This window comes from Shewanella sp. DNRA4 (assembly GCF_012843185.1).
Classification (GTDB): domain Bacteria; phylum Pseudomonadota; class Gammaproteobacteria; order Enterobacterales; family Shewanellaceae; genus Shewanella; species Shewanella xiamenensis.
Window position 1 is genome coordinate 14,253 of record NZ_JABAIP010000017.1, and the last position, 18,598, is coordinate 32,850.

The window sequence follows — 18,598 nt, forward strand, 5'->3', positions numbered from 1 at the left end:
CGATTGATGGGCGATTATACCTCACAACCTCCATTTTCTACGCTTTTCTCTTTATCTCCTCAATAAAAAGGGATATCCCAACTATCCATAGATTAACAAACAAAGCCAAGGTGACAGTATTGCACTCCCCCTTCGAAATTACCGCAGGGTCATCAGCTATAGCTGTAGCCAATGCTACACTTCCACATCCCTGACCTCGTCAGCAAAACCAAGGTAACGTTCACATCTAGCCAGTAACTGGTTTTTGTAATGAGCCACAAATGATGCTTCATCTTCATCAAGGGGAGGGAGCATTAAAATCACCTCCGCTATTGCCTGCGGTATTCTTCGCGCCATTTTCGTTAAGTTACTGATTAATAGATTTCTTGGTAAACCCAAACCATCCATAAATGCGGCTAATTGATAGGCGTAAATGCTATTTTGATCAAATTCGTCATCAATAGCCATCGCAAGCTGTTGTTCAAAATCCTCATACATAGCCACGCTGACCAAATCGTACCAAGGAGTTGGCTCCATTCCGCTTGGCGTCATAAAAAATGAGTAGTTTTTACCGTGTGCATCGGCATTGCCTGTCAATAAATTGAATAGCGCCCATTGCAGCATGTCTTGCTTAGCAGCCACGGGATTGCGGCATTTTGCGGCAAGACTAAATAGCCTGTTAAAACTGACCCCTTCTCGAATATCTTTAACATCACGCCCCGTACCAAAATTACGTTCATATTTTTTGCTTACGCTAAAACCAAGTGCTTGGCAGCTATCGACAATATGCCTTCTTAACACTCTTTGCTCGCTTGGTATATAACGTCTGTCGAAGCGTTCAACACAAAGGGCTTTGTAACGGCCAAAATGAACAATATCGACATTCGCCACATTCATTCCAATCACTTTGGCTAAACGCATCGTTATAAATTCATTGATCACTAAATGATGATATTTTTCGAATTTAACTATGTGGGTCGATGACAGCGTACCTTCGGCAAAGGCAAATTCTTTCCCGTTATAAAACAGGTTTAATTTAGGTTGAACACCCGCTACCGATAGTCGAGGTTTGCCGTCCCAGATTTCCATCGGCCACATTGTGGGATCTTCAATGCGTTGAATAACTTCTTCAGCCTTAATTGGCCGCAATTGTGTTTCAGGCAGTAAAGCCCCTTTAGGAACGAAAGCGATGGCACCAGCGGTATCGAGACCAATGGCGCGGATCAAGGCAAAGGTATTGCCCTTAGAGACGCCAAGCGATTCAATAAGATAATCTAATCCTTTGTTTTCTGGTAATAAGTTAACCAAAAACATTGATATTTGATTGCTCGTTCCAGTGCCATCTAAGGGAATAGTTGGTGAAAGTGGAAATCCCCTTTGCTGCCAGTCTTTGGTGTAATGCACGGCAAAGGTGTCGGTCGTCGCATCAAAGGATAATTCCCCGATCATTAAATCACCGAGGTGCATCTCTAGCGTAAGCGTTTTAGCTGTACTCATAGGTTAATACCAGCCGTTAGTTTCGGTGTCGCTGGTTTGAGCTGAAACGATATCAATCCCCAGACCATCAAGGATTTTGAATACGGTTGAGATATAAACATCTTCACCTTTTTCAACTCGGATCAGCGTTTTTTTGGTTACGCCGCACAGCATGGCCGCCACGTCTTGAGTAAGAGCAGCACTTTTCCTGCGTTCTTTAATTAACAAGCCGAGGGATTGTTGATTTAACGGTGATGACATTATCGTCTCCAAAAGTGTAACTTCATACACCTTAGCCTTAATAGCAGTCCCATTCAATCAAAAAGTGTATATAAGTACACTTTTTGATTGTTGATAATAACAAGCCAACCAAAGGTGTACAATGTTACACTTTAAAAGCAATTTTTAGTGCTTAACTACAAAAAAGTGTAGGTAAGTACACCTAACTTGAAAAACGCCGCTTCCCCAAGTTACCAATCCAAAAACAAAACCCCGACTCAGTTACCTGAGTCGGGGTTTTCATTTTTCTCTTACAACTATTTGGGTTTTAAGCGATTAAGCTAAAGACCACAGATGCTTTTTGCGAATCTAGCGCAGGAAAAATCGTTGTAGAGCAAGGCTTTTTGTTGCGACGTGTAGTGTTTTTCTACACGAGTAACAAAGTAACGCAGCTATAAACGATTTTAACCAGCTAGGATCACATCATGCCGCCCATTCCACCCATACCACCCATGCCGCCCATATCTGGCGCATCAGCTTTTGGCAGTTCAGCTACCATTGCTTCGGTGGTGATCATTAGGCCTGCGATAGACGCTGCGAATTGCAGTGCGCTACGGGTTACTTTAGTTGGGTCAAGGATACCCATTTCTAACATGTCACCGTAGGTGTCATTGCCCGCGTTGTAACCGTAGTTACCGCTGCCGTTTTTCACGTTGTTAGCCACAACAGAGGCTTCTTCACCTGCGTTGGTCGCGATTTGACGTAGTGGCGCTTCCATTGCACGTAGGGCAATAACCACACCGTGTTTTTGGTCTTCGTTAGCTACTTCAACGTCAGCAATCTTAGAAGCTACACGTACCAGCGCAACACCGCCGCCAGGTACCACGCCTTCTTCAACCGCAGCACGGGTTGCGTGCAGCGCGTCTTCTACGCGAGCTTTTTTCTCTTTCATTTCAACTTCGGTCGCAGCACCGACTTTGATTACCGCAACACCGCCAGCGAGTTTAGCCATACGCTCTTGCAGTTTTTCTTTGTCGTAGTCTGAAGTTGATTCTTCGATTTGTTGCTTGATTTGGCTTACACGCGCTTCGATTTGCGCTTGTTCACCGTTACCATCGATGATGGTGGTGTTGTCTTTAGTGATCACAACACGCTTAGCAGTACCTAAGTCTTCTAAGGTTGCTTTTTCAAGCTCTAAACCGATTTCTTCAGCGATAACAGTACCGCCAGTTAAAATCGCTACGTCTTGCAGCATGGCTTTACGACGGTCACCAAAGCCTGGGGCTTTAACCGCTGCCACTTTCACGATACCGCGCATGTTGTTAACAACTAGCGTAGCTAAGGCTTCGCCTTCAACGTCTTCGGCAACGATCAGTAATGGCTTACCGGTTTTTGCCAGACCTTCAAGGATTGGTAACAGTTCGCGAATGTTAGAGATTTTCTTATCGACTAACAGTACGAATGGGTGATCTAATTCAACGCTGCCGGTTTCTGGCTTGTTGATGAAGTATGGAGACAGGTAACCACGGTCGAACTGCATACCTTCTACAACGTCCAGTTCGTTTTCCAGTGCTTGACCTTCTTCAACGGTGATCACGCCTTCTTTACCGACTTTTTCCATTGCAGTGGCAATGATTTGGCCGATTGACTCGTCAGAGTTTGCAGAGATAGTACCAACTTGAGCGATCGCTTTTGAGTCAGCGCAATCTTGAGAAAGGTTTTTCAGTTCAGCAACGGCGGCAATCACGGCTTTATCGATACCGCGCTTTAAGTCCATTGGGTTCATACCGGCTGCAACGGCTTTTAAGCCTTCAGTGACAATGGCTTGTGCCAGAACAGTTGCAGTAGTGGTACCGTCACCGGCGGCGTCGTTGGCTTTAGAAGCAACTTCTTTCACCATTTGCGCGCCCATGTTTTCGAATTTGTCTTCTAATTCGATTTCTTTTGCAACAGACACACCGTCTTTAGTGATCAGTGGTGAGCCAAAGCTCTTGTCTAATACCACGTTACGGCCTTTAGGGCCTAAGGTCACTTTAACTGCGTTAGCCAGAATGTTTACACCAGCCAGCATTTTTACGCGTGCGTCGTTACCAAATACAACTTCTTTAGCTGCCATAATTGAATATCCTTTACATTTTTAATGATTAATTGGAATGTCGAATTGATGTCGTGGATTAACCTACGATGGCCATCAGGTCAGCTTCCGACAGGATCAAGACTTCTTGACCGTCGATTTTTTCTTTCTTAACACCGTAACCTTCATTGAAGATCACTACATCACCCACTTTCACATCCAGAGGTCTTACAGTGCCGTTTTCTAAAATACGGCCATTACCTACTGCAAGGACTTCCCCGCGAGTCGATTTTTCGGCGGCGCTGCCTGTTAATACAATGCCACCCGCAGAAGTTGATTCAACTTCTAAACGCTTAACGATTACGCGGTCATGTAATGGACGAATATTCATCTATGAACTCTCCTAATGATTTAATGCCCAACAATCGAGGCGATTTTGTGATGAAAAAGAGGAGGCCTTTCCGCCTTCCCCTTTGATGTGTGTGATATGGGGTTAACCCCTGCCAGATCCAAGTGCCTTTACAAAAAAAAATTCAAATTTTTGATGTCGGTTTTTTCAAGCGGGCACAATCCTGCTAGAATCTCGCCTCCGCTCGCAAACAAGGCACTATTTTCCCCATGAAAGACAGACACGGGCTGCTTAGCGCGCCAATTGGTCGTGTACTGCTCAACATGAGCCTCCCTAACTTGATTGGCATTATGACCATTCTAGGTTTTAGCCTCGCTGACACTTTTTTTATCAGCCAATTAGGGACCGAAGCCTTAGCGGCGATCAGTTTTACCTTTCCAGTAACGTTAATTATTTCCAGCATTGCTATTGGGATTGGTGCAGGCGTTTCTACTAACCTTGGCAGGCTGATTGGCTCGGGTAATGCGCCACGTGCCAAGGTGTTTTTGCACGATGCGCTGCTGCTGACCTTTATCCTTATCGCCAGTTTATCCGCTCTAGGTAGTATTTTTATCGAGCCACTGTTTAGTTTACTTGGCGCCAATGAAACCAGTTTGCCACTCATTAATGACTATATGATGTATTGGTATGTGGGCGCGCCGCTGTTGGTGTTATTGATGGTGGGCAACCAAGGCTTACGCTCCACGGGCGACACTCGCTCACCAGCGATGATTATGATGCTGGCGGCGCTGATTAACTTAATCCTCGATCCTTTGCTTATCTTCGGTATTGGGCCTTTTCCCCGTTTAGAGATCCAAGGCGCAGCGATTGCAACCCTGTTCTCATGGCTTGTCGCGTTGTCGCTCTCGGGGTATTTACTGATTATTAAGCGGCGAATGCTTGAGCGGGCGGTATTTGATATCGATAGAATGCGTGCCAACTGGAGTAAACTTGCCCATATTGCCCAGCCTGCGGCCCTGATGAATTTAATCAATCCGCTCGCCAATGCGGTGATTATGGCGATGCTGGCCCATATCGATCACAGCGCCGTAGCAGCCTTTGGTGCAGGCACACGCTTAGAATCGGTGCTGTTGATTGTGGTGATGGCATTATCATCGAGCCTGATGCCGTTTATTGCGCAAAATCTCGGTGCTGGCCAACCCCAAAGGGCGAAGCAGGCTTTGCTGCTATCGCTTAAATTTATCTTTGTATTCCAAACCTTACTCTATATTCCGCTGGCGTTTTTGGCCCAGCCACTTGCGAATTTATTTAGTACCGATCCGCAGGTGCTAGAGTGGTTAAGTTTTTATATTCTGGTGCTACCCTGCGCCTACGGCCCGCTGGGAATTGTGATTATCTTTGCCACGGCGCTTAATGCGTACCATAGGCCGATGAGTTCGTTAGTGATTAACCTGTGCCGCTTAGTGCTATTGATGCTGCCACTGGCGGCGCTGGGATCTTATATTGATGGCGTAAAAGGCTTATTACTCGCGCTCCCCATCACCAACCTCTTGATGGGGATTGCCTGTTATTACTTAGCGCAGCGGATTTGCGAGCCGACCAAGGTCACGACCGCCGACGCGATTTAGGCTGTGCTTTTTAGGCTAAAACGCACATCATTGGGTGGGAAGGACTCCTCCGATGCCTTACAAACTCGGCGCACACTTTGCGTGCTGAGATTAGTTGGTACACCTTTCGGCGCCAGTTCTTTAATAATAAAGTCGATAAAGCGTCTGCTGGCCAAGCTTACATAACGTCTTGATGGGTAGGCCAAATAGCATTCGCCGGGATGGGACTCTATCTCAGGTAACAGGGTAATTAGCTGCCCTGAAGCCACAAAATCAGCCACCACTTCCGCAGGCGCATACACAATGCCGCGCCCTTGCAGAGCAAACTCTACCGCCACTTCAACACTGTTGGAGCAGAAATTTCCCCGAACCCGAACTTCCTGTTCTGCACCAATCCATAACTCATTAAAGATCTTGCCATTTGAGAGCCTAAATAAGGCCACATTATGGGACTCAATCTCCTGTGGAGTCTGCGGCATACCATGTTGCACTAGGTATTGGGGACTGGCATAAAAACGCAAATCCGTGGTGAATATCGGCCGCACCACTAAATCTAAGGTATCTAATGCGGGTTCGACCACAAAGGCTACATCGAGATTATTCTTCACCATATCAACAGATTCTGCGCTACTAATCACTTCAACCGTGAGCTTAGGATGCAGATCCATAAAACGAAAAATGGCTTGCATCAACACATTCATACTGTGGATAGGAAACATTTGAATGCGGAGATGGCCACTGATCTCAGCATCTTCGTTAGTCATCTCAAACAGAGTTTCATCAAGCTGCGCCAAGATATTCTGTGAACGTTGGTAAAAATGGCTTCCCGCCGAGGTCAGCGTCATCGAGCGGCTCTGTCGGTGGAATAGCTTGATATTCAGCTCATCTTCCAATGCCTGTAAACGCCGACTCACGGTCGATTTTGGTAAGTTAAGCAAATCCGCCGCTTCAATCAAACTGCCGGTTTCAGCGATTCGGTGAAATAACGCGAGGTCCTCTGTCTTCATTTTTAACTTAATATCAATCTCATTATGTGGGATTGATAATCCCAAAGTATCCCGTTTATTGCAACAACTTTAGCTGATATCTTCGCGCCCCTGAAATGCTGATAAATTGTTATTGAGGACTCTCCACCATGAAATCTTATCGACTTATTCCCTTGGCGGCGTTATTGCCAGCCCTGCTTACAGCCTGCACGCCAGCGGAAAGCTCGGTACAGGCGAGTGTCATCAGACCCGTAAAACTGTTTGAGGTTGCCAAACTCGAGGGCGGAGATTTTAGAACCTTCCCCGCGCGGGTGAGCGCCAATAGTCGCGCAGAATTGTCATTTCGCATTTCTGGGCAACTTACAGAGTTGGCGCTGGTAGAGGGGCAAAGTGTTAACCAAGGTAGCCTATTGGCTAAACTGGACGACAGGGATGCCTATAACAATTTAATGACCCGCGAAGCAGACCATGAACTGTTAGCGGCGGATTTTCAGCGTAAAACCGAACTCCTAAAGCGTAAATTAATCTCCCAAGCCGAGTTTGATAGCGCCCAAGCACAGCTTAAATCGGCCAAAGCCGCCTTAGCCGCCGCCCGTGACCAGTTAAGTTATACCAAGCTTATCGCCCCTTTTAGTGGCACTGTGGCCAAACGTTTAGTGGATAACCACCAAATTGTGCAGGCTAATCAAGGAATATTAACCCTACAAAACAACCATTTGCTCGATGTGAGTATTCAAGTCCCCGAGTCAATGGCCGCGGGTTTAAACACTTATATCCAGCAGCAAAAGTTTGTCGCTAAAGTGCGTTTTAGTGCATTAGCAGGCATGGAGTTTGATGCGAAATTCAAGGAGTACTCCACCCAAGTTACACCCGGCACTCAGGCCTATGAAGTGGTGTTTTCGCTACCACAACCCAAGGATATTCAATTACTTCCAGGGATGAGCGCTGAATTAACCCTAGCCTTAATGAAAAGCCCAGACCAAGCAGCATCGGCCATAGTGCCAGTCACCGCTATCGATAAACGCGATCAGGATGGCCGAGTCCAAGTGTGGGTATATCAAACGCAATCGGGCGAAGTGAAACCCGCTGCTGTCACCTTAGGCCGAGTCACCAGTGAAGGTGTTGAAGTGCTTGGCGGTATTAATAATGGCGATTTAATTGTCAGTGCAGGTGTATCCCAATTATCCGACGGGATGAAAGTCAAACCACTACGCTGGCAGCGCGGAGTTTAATCCATGAATATTGCTGAGTATTCAATCCGCCACAAAGTCATCAGTTGGATGTTTGTATTACTGCTACTCGTGGGCGGTAGTGTGAGCTTTACCGGTCTTGGGCAGTTAGAGTTTCCCGAATTTACCATTAAAGAAGCCCTAGTGATCACCGCCTATCCGGGTGCATCGCCAGAGCAAGTGGAAGAAGAAGTCACCCTTCCCCTCGAAGATGCCTTACAGCAGCTCGATGCGGTTAAGCACGTAACCTCCATTAACAGTGCGGGTTTGTCGCAGATCCAAATTGAGGTCAAAGAAACCTATGACAAAACGAGCCTGCCGCAGGTGTGGGATGAAGTACGTCGTAAGGTCAACGACACCGCAGGACAACTGCCTCCCGGTACTAGCACGCCCAAAGTCTATGACGACTTTGGCGATGTGTACGGCATTTTGTTTAATCTCTCAGGGCCTGACTATAGTAACCGCGAATTAAGCAATTATGCCGATTATTTGCGCCGCGAACTGGTACTGGTGCCAGGGGTCAAAAAGGTTTCAGTTGCGGGCAGCGTAACTGAGCAGGTTGTGATTGAAATATCACAACAAAAACTCTCGGCACTGGGGTTAGATCAAAGCTATATCCACGGCCTGATTAACAATCAAAACGTGGTCTCCAACGCGGGCAGTTTAGTGGTGGGCGATAATCGTATTCGCATCCATCCCACCGGAGAATTTAGCAGTGTGCAGGATCTCGCACGTCTGATCGTCAGCCCGCCCGGCAGCACTGAGCTTATCTATCTTGGTGATATTGCCCATATAGAAAAAGATTATGATGAAACCCCTGACGTGCTCTATCACAACCGTGGCGAAGCCGCCCTCTCCCTTGGGATTTCCTTTTCAAGTGGCGTCAACGTGGTCGAAGTGGGTAAAAGCGTTAGCGAGCGCCTTGCCGAACTGGAGTCTCAGCGCCCAATAGGGATGAGCTTAGACACGGTTTATAACCAAAGTTTGGCGGTGGATGACACAGTAAATGGCTTTTTGATCAATCTATTAGAATCGATTGCCATCGTTATTGCCGTACTCTTGCTGTTTATGGGTTTACGCTCAGGCTTATTGATGGGGGTCATCTTACTGTTGACCATTCTCGGTACTTTTATCGTGATGAAAGTGCTGGGCATTGAGCTGCAACTGATCTCCCTCGGCGCGCTGATTATTGCTTTGGGCATGTTGGTCGATAACGCCATTGTCGTTACCGAAGGCATTTTGATTGGTCTGCGTCGTGGCAAGACTCGCCTTGAAGCCGCCAAACAAATTGTGTCGCAAACTCAGTGGCCACTGCTTGGTGCCACCGTTATTGCGATTATAGCCTTTGCACCGATTGGCTTATCGCAAAATGCCGCGGGAGAGTTTTGTCGCTCACTGTTCCAAGTGTTGATGATTTCCTTATTTATCAGTTGGATTACCGCGATCACCCTGACACCTTTCTTCTGCCATTTGCTGTTTAAAGATGCCCCCGCAGATGAGGAAGAGCAGGACCCATACAAAGGCTGGTTCTTTAGCATATACCGCGCGAGCTTAACCTTTGCCCTACGTTTTAGAATCGCCAGCATTTTATTAGTCGGTGCCATGCTCGTTAGCGCAGTGATTGGCTTTGGTCATATCAAGAATGTGTTCTTCCCCGCATCTAATACGCCCATCTTCTTTGTCGATATTTGGATGCCAGAAGGTACAGATATTAAAGGCACTGAACGCTTTACCGCCGATATTGAGCAGCAGTTACTCAAGCAAGCCGAGGAACAACATAGTGGCTTAAAACACTTAACAACGGTCATTGGCCAAGGGGCGCAGCGGTTTGTGTTGCCCTATCAACCCGAAAAGGGCTATCCCGCCTATGCGCAGCTCATTATTGAAATGGCAGATTTAGCCTCCTTAAAAGTCTATATGCCAGAGCTAGAAACCTTTTTAAATCAGAGATTCCCGCAGGCACAGTTCAGATTAAAGAATATGGAAAACGGCCCTTCTCCCGCCGCGAAGATTGAGGCTCGCTTCTACGGTGATGATCCCGAAGTACTGCGTGCTCTAGGCGCTCAAGCCGAAGCCATCTTCCATGCGGAGCCGAGTATGGACGGTATTCGCCATGACTGGCGCAACCAAGTGACTTTAATTCGTCCGCAATTAGAAAATGCTCAAGCAAGGGAAACGGGGATCAGTAAACAGGATCTGGATAACGCACTGTTAGTTAACTTTAGCGGCAAACAGATTGGCCTGTACCGCGAAACCAGCCATTTACTCCCCATCGTTGCCCGCGCACCCGCCGAGGAACGTTTACAGGCGGACAGCCTGTGGAAACTGCAAATCTGGAGTAGCGAGCACAGCACCTTTGTACCAGCAACGCAAGTTGTAAGCAGCTTCGATACTCAATGGGAAAACCCCTTAGTAAAACGTCGCGATCGGATGCGGATGTTAGCCGTTTTAGCCGACCCTAAACTGGGTAGCGATGAAACCGCCGACTCAGTATTACGTAAAGTCAAAGCTAAGGTCGAAGCCATCAGCTTGCCTGCGGGTTACCACTTAGAATGGGGTGGCGAGTATGAAACGGCGGGCGAAGCCCAAACCGCGGTATTTAGTTCAATTCCACTGGGTTACTTAGCGATGTTTTTAATCACAGTGTTCCTATTCAATTCAGTACGCCAGCCGTTGGTGATTTGGTTTACCGTGCCATTGGCCTTGATTGGGGTATCGGCGGGATTATTGATTTTCGACGCGCCCTTTAGCTTTATGGCGCTGCTGGGACTACTGAGTCTATCGGGCATGGTGATTAAAAACGGTATTGTATTGGTTGACCAGATCAACCTCGAACTCAGTGAAGGCAAAGCCGCCTATTTAGCTTTAATCGATTCCAGTGTCAGCCGCGTTCGCCCTGTGATGATGGCGGCTATCACGACCATGCTCGGGATGATACCTCTGATCCCCGACGCCTTTTTCGGCTCCATGGCGATCACTATCATCTTTGGTTTAGGTTTTGCGTCGCTGCTGACCCTTATCGTGCTGCCAGTGATGTACAGCTTGGCCTTTAACATCAAACCGAATGCGGTGGCGAGCGAGAAACACTAGCCCGCCACTCCCCCTAAACGCTTCCCGGCGTGGCCGATCGATGCTGCTTATTAGCATCGATTGGCCTTTTCATATTGGGATGTCGAAGAATAGCGGCTAACCCGGATAACTTGAGGCTTTACACAGAGGAAAGAAAGTCGAGCTGAAAAGCGGATTACGCCTTTGGATCTTTGGGTTGCTCGTCTTTATCCACCAATTGGTGGCTTTCAGGACGTTTATCGCTAGGGTCGGCCTTATGTTCAAAGTCGCCTTCGTACACATTGCCATCGGCATGTTTATTTTGCTCAAAGGGAGGTTGCTCGAAAGGATTTGTTTGTGAGCCAGAATGAGAGCCAAAGGGACCCGCACCAAAACCGCCGTGCATACCGCCTTGTAAACCCGACACCACTCGCAGTTGCATACGTTTAAACACTAAGGCTGCTATCGGACGACGGGTTAAAGGAGTGAGCAACAATAAACCAATAAAATCAGTCACAAATCCAGGAATAACCAGCAATACCCCTGCCATGGCTAGCATCATACCTTCGACAATTTCTTGCCCTGGCGCCTCACCCCGCGCGAGTTTTTGCTGCACTTGCATTAGAGTACTTAATCCTTGACTGCGTACTAAAGACACGCCCAATACAGCGGTAAATAATACAAGGCCAATAGTGGTCCAAGTACCCAGTACCTCACCCACGCGGATTAACACTGACAGCTCAACAACTGGGATCAGCACAAATAATAAAAATAGGATTAAAAACATACCGACCTCAGATTTATCTTGCTCGTTTGAAAACTAAATGGGGGCAATCCGGTCTTAATTCAAGTCATTAGGGCGCAGACTGCGCTAAAGCGGTGAAACTTCTGATAGTTAGCTCACTCTTTCGTTAAGCCGTTAATGTATGAGACCATAAAAACACGTAAAGTAGCTTAGCCTAATAGGCTTAAGCGAAGTTTAAGATTGTTAGGGGACGATACCCACACTATGCAACCTCAGTATTTAATGGTCAGCACTAGCTGTCCAGACGACGTTCATGCCAATCGCATCGCCCATGCGTTAGTGGAAGCGCGTATCGCGGCTTGTGTGCATATTTCAGCACCCATCCGCTCGGTCTATACGTGGGAAGGAAAAATCTGTGAAGAGCAAGAAATTAGCTTACACATTAAATGTTTACAAACACGCTATCCAGAGTTAGAACAGCTTGTGCTTAAACTTCACCCTTATCAAGTGCCTGAAATTATTGCCGTACCCGTGACTCACGGGCTACCAGCCTACTTAGATTGGATAAAAGATAACACTCAGCCATGAAAAAACTACTTAGCCTTACCTTTACTGCATTATTGCTTCTCGCGCCTCTCACTCTAAGTGGCAATGCTTTTGCGAATAACTTTGGTTTTCTAAAAAGCGAACCTGAGTTAATGCCTGTTGATCAAGCCTTTGCCTTTGATTTTAAGCAGGAAGGCAATAAGGTTACCCTTAATTGGGTGATTGCCGACGGCTACTACATGTACCGCGATAAACTCAAATTTAGTGTCAATGGCGCTGAATTAGGCACCATTGACCTACCAAAAGGCAAACCTCATAACGATGAGTATTTTGGTGAACAAGAGGTTTACTACACCTATATCGACATTCCCGTTGGCCTAAAGCAAGCGGATGAAAACAGCACCTTAAGCGTCACCTTTATGGGCTGCGCCGAGGGTAAACTCTGTTATCCACCAACCAAGCGCGATGTCAGCTTAAAAGCGGTAGCAGCTAATGATGGACAAATCGCCTCTAGCGCAGATAGCGGCGAAAATACCAAGCCTGCCGCCACTGACACAGATGCCAAAGCAAGCAGCGCCCCTGCTAAGCCGATTACTCAGCAGGATAGCCTAAGCCAGATGTTGTCTAACGACAGTTTACTCTGGACCTTAGTGATCTTCTTCGGCTTAGGGATTGGCTTAGCGCTCACCCCTTGCGTGTTCCCCATGTATCCGATTTTATCGGGCATTATTGTTGGTCAAGGGCAAAAACTGTCGACCGCCAAAGCCTTCACCCTGTCGATGGCCTATGTGCAAGGTATGGCAATCACCTACTCGATTTTAGGTTTAGTCGTCGCGTCGGCGGGGATGAAATACCAAGCGGCGCTGCAACATCCTGCTGTGCTCGTGGTATTAGCCATCCTGTTCTTTGTACTCAGTTTATCTATGTTTGGCTTGTACGATCTCAAACTGCCTTCAAGCTGGCAGGAGAAGATGAACTCCATTTCCAACAATCAAAAGGGCGGCAATCTGATTGGCGTGTTTTTGATGGGGGTAATCTCAGGATTGGTCGCCTCACCTTGCACCACGGCTCCACTTTCTGGCGCCTTAGTCTATGTGGCGCAAACCGGGGATTTATTACAAGGCTTCCTCGCCCTGTATGTGCTGAGTATGGGCATGGGCGTACCACTACTTATCATCGGCACCTCGGGTGGTAAGTTACTGCCTCGCGCGGGCGCTTGGATGAATATCATTAAAACCGTGTTTGGCTTCCTGCTGATTGCGGTATCGATTGTGATGCTTGGCCGTATTTGGACGGGCGTGGTTTCCGATGTGCTTTGGTCGCTTTGGGGCATTAGCTTCACCGGTTACCTGATGCACCAAAATAAGCTCAGCGCCTTTAACTGGAAACAAACCGTACGCTCAGTGCTACTCACCTTAACCCTGCTGGCAAGCTTCTCCTATGGCTTCCAAGCCGTGATGGGTCACTTTGGCTTTAGCCACAGTCCGGTTGCGACTGCGACAACGACTGAGCAAGCCCATGGCTTTAAACGGATAAAATCCATTGAAGATTTGGACCGCGAAATTGCCGCTGCCACGGCAGTTGGTAAGCCTGTGATGCTGGATCTCTACGCTGACTGGTGTGTGGCTTGTAAAGAGTTTGAAGCCATTACCTTTAAAGACGCCGAAGTATTAGCGCGAATGAACAAAATCGTGCTGCTGCAAGCGGATGTGACTAAGAGTGATGCTGTGGATGTCGCTCTGCTTGAAAAATACAATGTCCTCGGTTTACCGACATTATTGATGTTTAACGAGCAAGGTGAACAGCGAGAAGATTTAAGGGTAACCGGCTTTATGGGTCCCAAGGAGTTTGCAGCTCATTTAGATCACTTGGTGAAATAATCTCGACTAAACGCTAACACTCCTCTGCGGCGTTTTAGCGTAAAATCAACAAAAAGCGGACTTTTTTCATTAAAAGTCCGCTTTTTTATCGCGCTGTCATCGATTTCTTATACAATCCTTGTTTATCGTGGACTTTTTAGATTGGAGCATTATGGAACCAGCTATCCTCATTATCACCCTTATTTGCGGCATGCTCGTTAGCCGTATAGGACTGCCCCCACTCATCGGCTACTTAGTGGCGGGCTTTGTACTCTTTGTATTAGGTATTGAAAAAGAAAGCCTGCCACTGCTGCAAGAACTCGCCAATTTAGGGGTTACGCTACTGCTGTTTGCGATTGGTTTAAAACTCGATATTCGTAGCCTATTTAAGGCTGAAGTGTGGGCGGGGTCGAGTGTGCATTTGATGCTATCGATCCTAGTATTCGTCCCTATTCTCAAAATATTAGGGTTATTAGGATTATCTCAACTTACCAGTTTAGGGATTGAGCAGTTAACCTTACTGGCATTTGCGTTAAGCTTCTCCAGTACCGTTTTTGCGGTAAAGGTCTTAGAAGATAAAGGGGATATGCAATCCCTGTATGGCCGTGTTGCTATTGGTATTCTGATTATGCAGGATATTTTTGCCGTACTCTTTTTAACCATTTCTAAGGGCGATGTGCCTTCGGTGTGGGCATTTGCGTTATTGTTATTACCTCTGGCAAAACCACTGATTTATAAAGCCTTTGACCGTGTTGGCCACGGTGAATTATTAGTGCTTTTTGGATTAGTAATGGCACTGGTTGTCGGCGCTTGGTTATTTGAATCCGTTGGCTTAAAACCGGATCTCGGCGCATTAGTTATTGGTATTTTGCTCGCGGGACATAAAAAAGCCTCTGAGCTGGCTAAATCATTGTTCTATTTTAAAGAACTCTTTCTTGTCGCCTTCTTCTTAACCATTGGTCTCAATGGCTTACCCACGATTTCGGATATCGTGCTGGCTACATTATTAGTACTGTTAGTACCGCTAAAAATCCTATTGTTTGTCTATATTCTTACTCGCTTTAAATTACGTTCGCGCACCTCGATGTTAGGTTCCTTTAACCTAGGTAACTTCTCCGAGTTTGGTCTGATCGTCGCTGCGGTTGCCACCAGCAAAGGCTGGCTACCGTCACAATGGTTGGTGATTATTGCCGTGGCCTTAAGCTTTAGCTTTTTATTAGCAGCGCCGCTCAATGCTACAGTCGGAAATATTTATCAACGCTTCCAACAGCGACTCGTTAGGTTAGAAAAACGCCCATTGCACCCAGAAGATCGCCCCATTGCCATTGGTAATCCACGCTTTTTAATCCTAGGGATGGGGCGTATTGGTAGTGGAGCCTACGATGAACTGCGTGCCCGGTTCGACGGTGAGATCCTCGGGATTGAGCATAAGCAAGACTTGGTCGATTTACACCGCGCTAAAGGCCGTAATGTTGTGCAAGGGGACGCTTCCGATACCGACTTTTGGGAGAAGCTTGATAAAGCGCCCAATCTTGAATTAGTGCTGCTAGCAATGCCGCATCATGCGGGAAATCTCTTCGCCGTTGAGCAACTTAAAAAGCTGAATTATCAAGGTAAACTAAGTGCAATCGTACAATATGGTGAGGATGCTGCATCACTCAGAAGTTCTGGTGTGCATAGCGTTTACAACCTATACGAAGCGGCGGGTGCGGGTTTTGTCGACCATGTAGTTCATGAGTTATTACCAGACTCTGAAACGAAGGCAGTTGCCGAGCTAGACGATGACACCAAACAACATTCTGCCGCAGTTTAAGGCGTGTTTACGTTTGTTATCATGAATAAAACTCATCCTATTTAGGCTAAAAATGACTCAGGAAAGGGATTAACCTGAGTCATTACCTCACCCGATAAAACCTATCAAAACCACTAAAAATCAATCACCTTAACTCACTTACACACGCTCAAACATTGCGGCGTTTTTGACTATCGGTTTTCTCTGACAAGCTTATCGTCAATGCCATAGAAAATCTCAGTTACATCGCCGACTTAGTCGTGATATAAATCGAAGACAAGAACGAAATTAGCCCAGCTTTTTTGGAAGTCTTCTCAGCATGTCGAACCCTGCGCAGCGCGCCACCAAGTTATTTGTCCAAACCTTTGGCACTAAAGCCGATGATTTATATCAAGCCCCAGGTCGAGTAAATCTGATCGGTGAATACACGGATTACAACGACGGCTTTGTTTTGCCTGCCGCCATTAATTTTCATACGGTGATTGCCGTTAAACGCCGTGAAGACAACAAGTTTCGCGCCGTTGCTGATGCCTTTCCCGGGCAAATTAAAGAATGGACCTTCGGCAAAGAAACCGAAATCCATCCCGAGGACGGTTGGGTAAATTATTTAAAAGGGTTCACCGCGGCGATGGCCAACACAGGGCTCATTGCCAAGGGCTTAGATTTAGCCGTGGTAGGCGATGTACCGCTCGCAGCTGGGTTATCTTCCTCTGGCGCCTTGGTCGTCGCCTTTGGCACTGCCATTAGCGACAGTAGCCAATTGCATCTGTCACCCATGGCGGTGGCACAGCTCGCTCAACGTGGTGAATATCGATATGTTTCATCGGCTTGCAGCATTATGGACCATATGGTTTGTGCCATGGGCGAGCCGGATCATGCCCTGCTTATCGACTGTCTGGATCTTGATAGCGAACCGATTGCGATCCCTGAAAACCTCAGCCTGATCATTATTGATGCCCATATTGAGAAACAGCGTTTAGCAGCAATCAATGAGTTGCGACGTGAAGAATGCGCTCAAGCTGCCGAGTATTTTGGCCTCGACGCCCTGCGCCACCTCGATCTGCGTCAACTTGAAAGTGCCAAGGATAAATTGGATGAAACTCTGTATCGCCGCGCTAAACATGTGATCACCGAGAACAAACGTACTCAGAGTGCAGCACGGGCACTAGAGCAAAATAATCTATCTAAATTCAGCCAATTAATGGCACAGTCCCATCAATCGTTACGGGATGATTTTGAGGTAACGCTGCCTGAGTTCGACACTCTGGTGGATATAGTAAGCCAAGTCATTGGAGAGCGCGGTGGCATTCGCATGACCGATGGCTGCGTGGTTGCCTTAGTGGATCATGAGCTAACCGATGCGGTAGTTTCTGCGGTCGAACAGGCCTTTTTTGAGCAAACAGGGATAGATGCAACTGTTTATCTCTGTTCAGCGAGTGCTGGCGCGGGGCGAATCGATAGCTAGTCAGTCAATTACGCTCAATCCATTTATCCAGACCAATACCATACGAATTCAGCCATGAATGAGTGGTATTTGTTATTTTTAAGAGGCAAAATCAAAAGGTTAAATCACATAGAGGGAAGCTAAATGGTGCGTTTTAGTGTATTAGATCCTTGGACAGATCCCCGCGGCGGCGAAATTGAACGAGTGCGGATAGACAATGGCATCATCGCCTTAGAAGTGCTCAGTTTAGGTGGCATTATTCGCTCACTTTGGACGCCGGATAGACAGGGAGAGCGCGCTAATATCGTGCTTGGCTGCGACAGTGCCGAAGATTATTTAACCCAAAACGCCCACCTTGGCGCTATCGCTGGGCGCTTTGCCAATCGTATTGCGATGGGCAAGCTGCAATATCAAGGGCAAGAGTATCAACTGGATATCAATCAGGCCAGTAACTGTTTGCACGGCGGCAGAGAGGGTTTTAATCGAAAAAACTGGCACTTAGGTCAGCTTCCCGATGGGGTAAGATTAACCTTAGTGAGTCCAGATGGCGATATGGGCTTCCCCGGTAATTGCACGGTGCAATTAGACTATCGCCTTGCCGCCAATAATCTCTATGTAGAAATGCTGGCCTCCATAGATAAACCTTGTCCAGTGAGCCTGACGCAGCACAGCTATTTTAATCTGGATGGTACGAGCAATAATTATCAGCACCAGATACAAATCGATGCGACACGCTATTTGACGATGAATGAAGTCGGCATCCCGACAGGAATTGCTGAGGTTAAAGATAGTATTTTCGATTTAACTCAAAGTGTTTCCCTTGGCGAAAAACTTCACGCTCCCGAACTAACAAGCACCCAAGGTTATGATCATTGCTATCTGATGGATAACCCCGATGGTTCACTACGCCGCTTTGGTTGTTTAAGCAGTCCTGTCAGCGGCCGCGCCATGACGGTATTTACCAATCAGCCTGGCGTACAACTCTACTGCGCTAACTTTTTAGCGGGAACCGTTGGACGAAACCAACAAAGTTTGCACCAACATCAGGGCGTGTGTATTGAACCGCAAAAGCTGCCTGACTCGCCCAATCAACCGCAATTGGGTGATGATGCCTGGTTAGTACCAGGGAAAATCTATCATCATATTAGTCGATATCAATTTGATATTGTTGACTAAAGTTGAAATGAACATCTGTAGGAATTAAAAAGAAAGGCTGGTAAGGAATAAAGTCGTTTCATTCCTTAC

14 protein-coding genes are annotated in these 18,598 nt (G+C 47.0%); 8 read left to right on the forward strand and 6 right to left on the reverse strand.

What is annotated here, in order from left to right; translation table 11 throughout:
* Positions 1-174 precede the first annotated feature (174 nt).
* The 4 genes from hipA to HG547_RS17615 form a co-directional block, all read right to left on the reverse strand.
* Positions 175-1,476 (reverse strand): type II toxin-antitoxin system toxin serine/threonine-protein kinase HipA, encoded by a 1,302-nt coding sequence (gene hipA, locus HG547_RS17600; protein WP_169548581.1) that lies wholly within the window; start codon positions 1,474-1,476, stop codon positions 175-177.
* Between the two features lie 3 nt (positions 1,477-1,479).
* On the reverse strand, positions 1,480-1,716 hold the full coding sequence (hipB, locus tag HG547_RS17605) for a type II toxin-antitoxin system antitoxin HipB (RefSeq protein WP_169548583.1): 237 nt from the start codon (positions 1,714-1,716) through the stop codon (positions 1,480-1,482).
* Between the two features lie 436 nt (positions 1,717-2,152).
* Positions 2,153-3,790, reverse strand: a complete 1,638-nt coding sequence (gene groL, locus HG547_RS17610) for a chaperonin GroEL (RefSeq protein WP_037414230.1) — start codon at positions 3,788-3,790, stop codon at positions 2,153-2,155.
* 58 nt (positions 3,791-3,848) lie between these two features.
* The gene (locus HG547_RS17615; protein WP_011071021.1) at positions 3,849-4,139 is read right to left on the reverse strand and encodes a co-chaperone GroES; all 291 of its coding nucleotides are present in this window, start codon (positions 4,137-4,139) and stop codon (positions 3,849-3,851) included.
* A gap of 227 nt (positions 4,140-4,366) precedes the next feature.
* Here HG547_RS17615 and HG547_RS17620 point away from each other — a divergent pair, with 227 nt between their 5' ends.
* Positions 4,367-5,725 (forward strand): MATE family efflux transporter, encoded by a 1,359-nt coding sequence (locus HG547_RS17620; RefSeq protein WP_169548584.1) that lies wholly within the window; start codon positions 4,367-4,369, stop codon positions 5,723-5,725.
* On the opposite strand, the gene HG547_RS17625 is transcribed toward HG547_RS17620, so the two are convergent.
* Entirely contained in the window at positions 5,722-6,711 is a 990-nt protein-coding gene (locus HG547_RS17625; protein ID WP_169548586.1) for a LysR family transcriptional regulator, read from the reverse strand. The genes HG547_RS17620 and HG547_RS17625 overlap by 4 nt on opposite strands.
* A gap of 128 nt (positions 6,712-6,839) precedes the next feature.
* Between HG547_RS17625 and HG547_RS17630 the strand changes: the two genes are divergently transcribed.
* Positions 6,840-7,922 carry an efflux RND transporter periplasmic adaptor subunit gene (locus HG547_RS17630; RefSeq protein WP_169548588.1) on the forward strand — a complete coding sequence of 361 codons (1,083 nt, stop codon included), beginning with the start codon at positions 6,840-6,842 and terminating at the stop codon, positions 7,920-7,922.
* 3 nt (positions 7,923-7,925) lie between these two features.
* Positions 7,926-11,009 carry an efflux RND transporter permease subunit gene (locus HG547_RS17635; protein ID WP_169548590.1) on the forward strand — a complete coding sequence of 1,028 codons (3,084 nt, stop codon included), beginning with the start codon at positions 7,926-7,928 and terminating at the stop codon, positions 11,007-11,009.
* Between the two features lie 154 nt (positions 11,010-11,163).
* On the opposite strand, the gene HG547_RS17640 is transcribed toward HG547_RS17635, so the two are convergent.
* The gene (locus HG547_RS17640) at positions 11,164-11,754 is read right to left on the reverse strand and encodes an FxsA family protein (RefSeq protein ID WP_047539805.1); all 591 of its coding nucleotides are present in this window, start codon (positions 11,752-11,754) and stop codon (positions 11,164-11,166) included.
* 222 nt (positions 11,755-11,976) lie between these two features.
* Between HG547_RS17640 and cutA the strand changes: the two genes are divergently transcribed.
* The 5 genes from cutA to HG547_RS17665 all read left to right on the forward strand — a co-directional run bounded on the left by cutA (position 11,977) and on the right by HG547_RS17665 (position 18,529).
* Positions 11,977-12,300, forward strand: a complete 324-nt coding sequence (cutA, locus tag HG547_RS17645; RefSeq protein ID WP_037414243.1) for a divalent-cation tolerance protein CutA — start codon at positions 11,977-11,979, stop codon at positions 12,298-12,300.
* Positions 12,297-14,138, forward strand: a complete 1,842-nt coding sequence (locus HG547_RS17650; protein WP_037414246.1) for a protein-disulfide reductase DsbD — start codon at positions 12,297-12,299, stop codon at positions 14,136-14,138. Before cutA ends, HG547_RS17650 begins: the two co-directional genes overlap by 4 nt.
* A 151-nt stretch (positions 14,139-14,289) precedes the next feature.
* Positions 14,290-15,930, forward strand: coding sequence for a cation:proton antiporter family protein (locus HG547_RS17655; RefSeq protein ID WP_037414248.1), 1,641 nt, complete (start codon positions 14,290-14,292; stop codon positions 15,928-15,930).
* A 298-nt stretch (positions 15,931-16,228) separates the two neighbouring features.
* Positions 16,229-17,374: a galactokinase gene (galK, locus tag HG547_RS17660; protein WP_169548592.1), complete on the forward strand. Its 1,146-nt coding sequence runs from the start codon at positions 16,229-16,231 to the stop codon at positions 17,372-17,374.
* A 123-nt stretch (positions 17,375-17,497) separates the two neighbouring features.
* Positions 17,498-18,529: an aldose epimerase family protein gene (locus tag HG547_RS17665; RefSeq protein WP_169548594.1), complete on the forward strand. Its 1,032-nt coding sequence runs from the start codon at positions 17,498-17,500 to the stop codon at positions 18,527-18,529.
* Positions 18,530-18,598 lie beyond the last annotated feature (69 nt).

Coding starts and splice junctions, on each gene's coding strand:
- hipB (WP_169548583.1), bottom strand. CDS start 1,716: ATGTCATCACCGTTAAATCAACAATCCCTCGGCTTGTTAATTAAAGAA.
- HG547_RS17640 (WP_047539805.1), bottom strand. CDS start 11,754: ATGTTTTTAATCCTATTTTTATTATTTGTGCTGATCCCAGTTGTTGAG.
- HG547_RS17630 (WP_169548588.1), top strand. CDS start 6,840: ATGAAATCTTATCGACTTATTCCCTTGGCGGCGTTATTGCCAGCCCTG.
- HG547_RS17625 (WP_169548586.1), bottom strand. CDS start 6,711: ATGAAGACAGAGGACCTCGCGTTATTTCACCGAATCGCTGAAACCGGC.
- HG547_RS17615 (WP_011071021.1), bottom strand. CDS start 4,139: ATGAATATTCGTCCATTACATGACCGCGTAATCGTTAAGCGTTTAGAA.
- galK (WP_169548592.1), top strand. CDS start 16,229: ATGTCGAACCCTGCGCAGCGCGCCACCAAGTTATTTGTCCAAACCTTT.
- HG547_RS17655 (WP_037414248.1), top strand. CDS start 14,290: ATGGAACCAGCTATCCTCATTATCACCCTTATTTGCGGCATGCTCGTT.
- cutA (WP_037414243.1), top strand. CDS start 11,977: ATGCAACCTCAGTATTTAATGGTCAGCACTAGCTGTCCAGACGACGTT.
- HG547_RS17635 (WP_169548590.1), top strand. CDS start 7,926: ATGAATATTGCTGAGTATTCAATCCGCCACAAAGTCATCAGTTGGATG.
- groL (WP_037414230.1), bottom strand. CDS start 3,790: ATGGCAGCTAAAGAAGTTGTATTTGGTAACGACGCACGCGTAAAAATG.
- HG547_RS17620 (WP_169548584.1), top strand. CDS start 4,367: ATGAAAGACAGACACGGGCTGCTTAGCGCGCCAATTGGTCGTGTACTG.
- HG547_RS17650 (WP_037414246.1), top strand. CDS start 12,297: ATGAAAAAACTACTTAGCCTTACCTTTACTGCATTATTGCTTCTCGCG.
- HG547_RS17665 (WP_169548594.1), top strand. CDS start 17,498: ATGGTGCGTTTTAGTGTATTAGATCCTTGGACAGATCCCCGCGGCGGC.
- hipA (WP_169548581.1), bottom strand. CDS start 1,476: ATGAGTACAGCTAAAACGCTTACGCTAGAGATGCACCTCGGTGATTTA.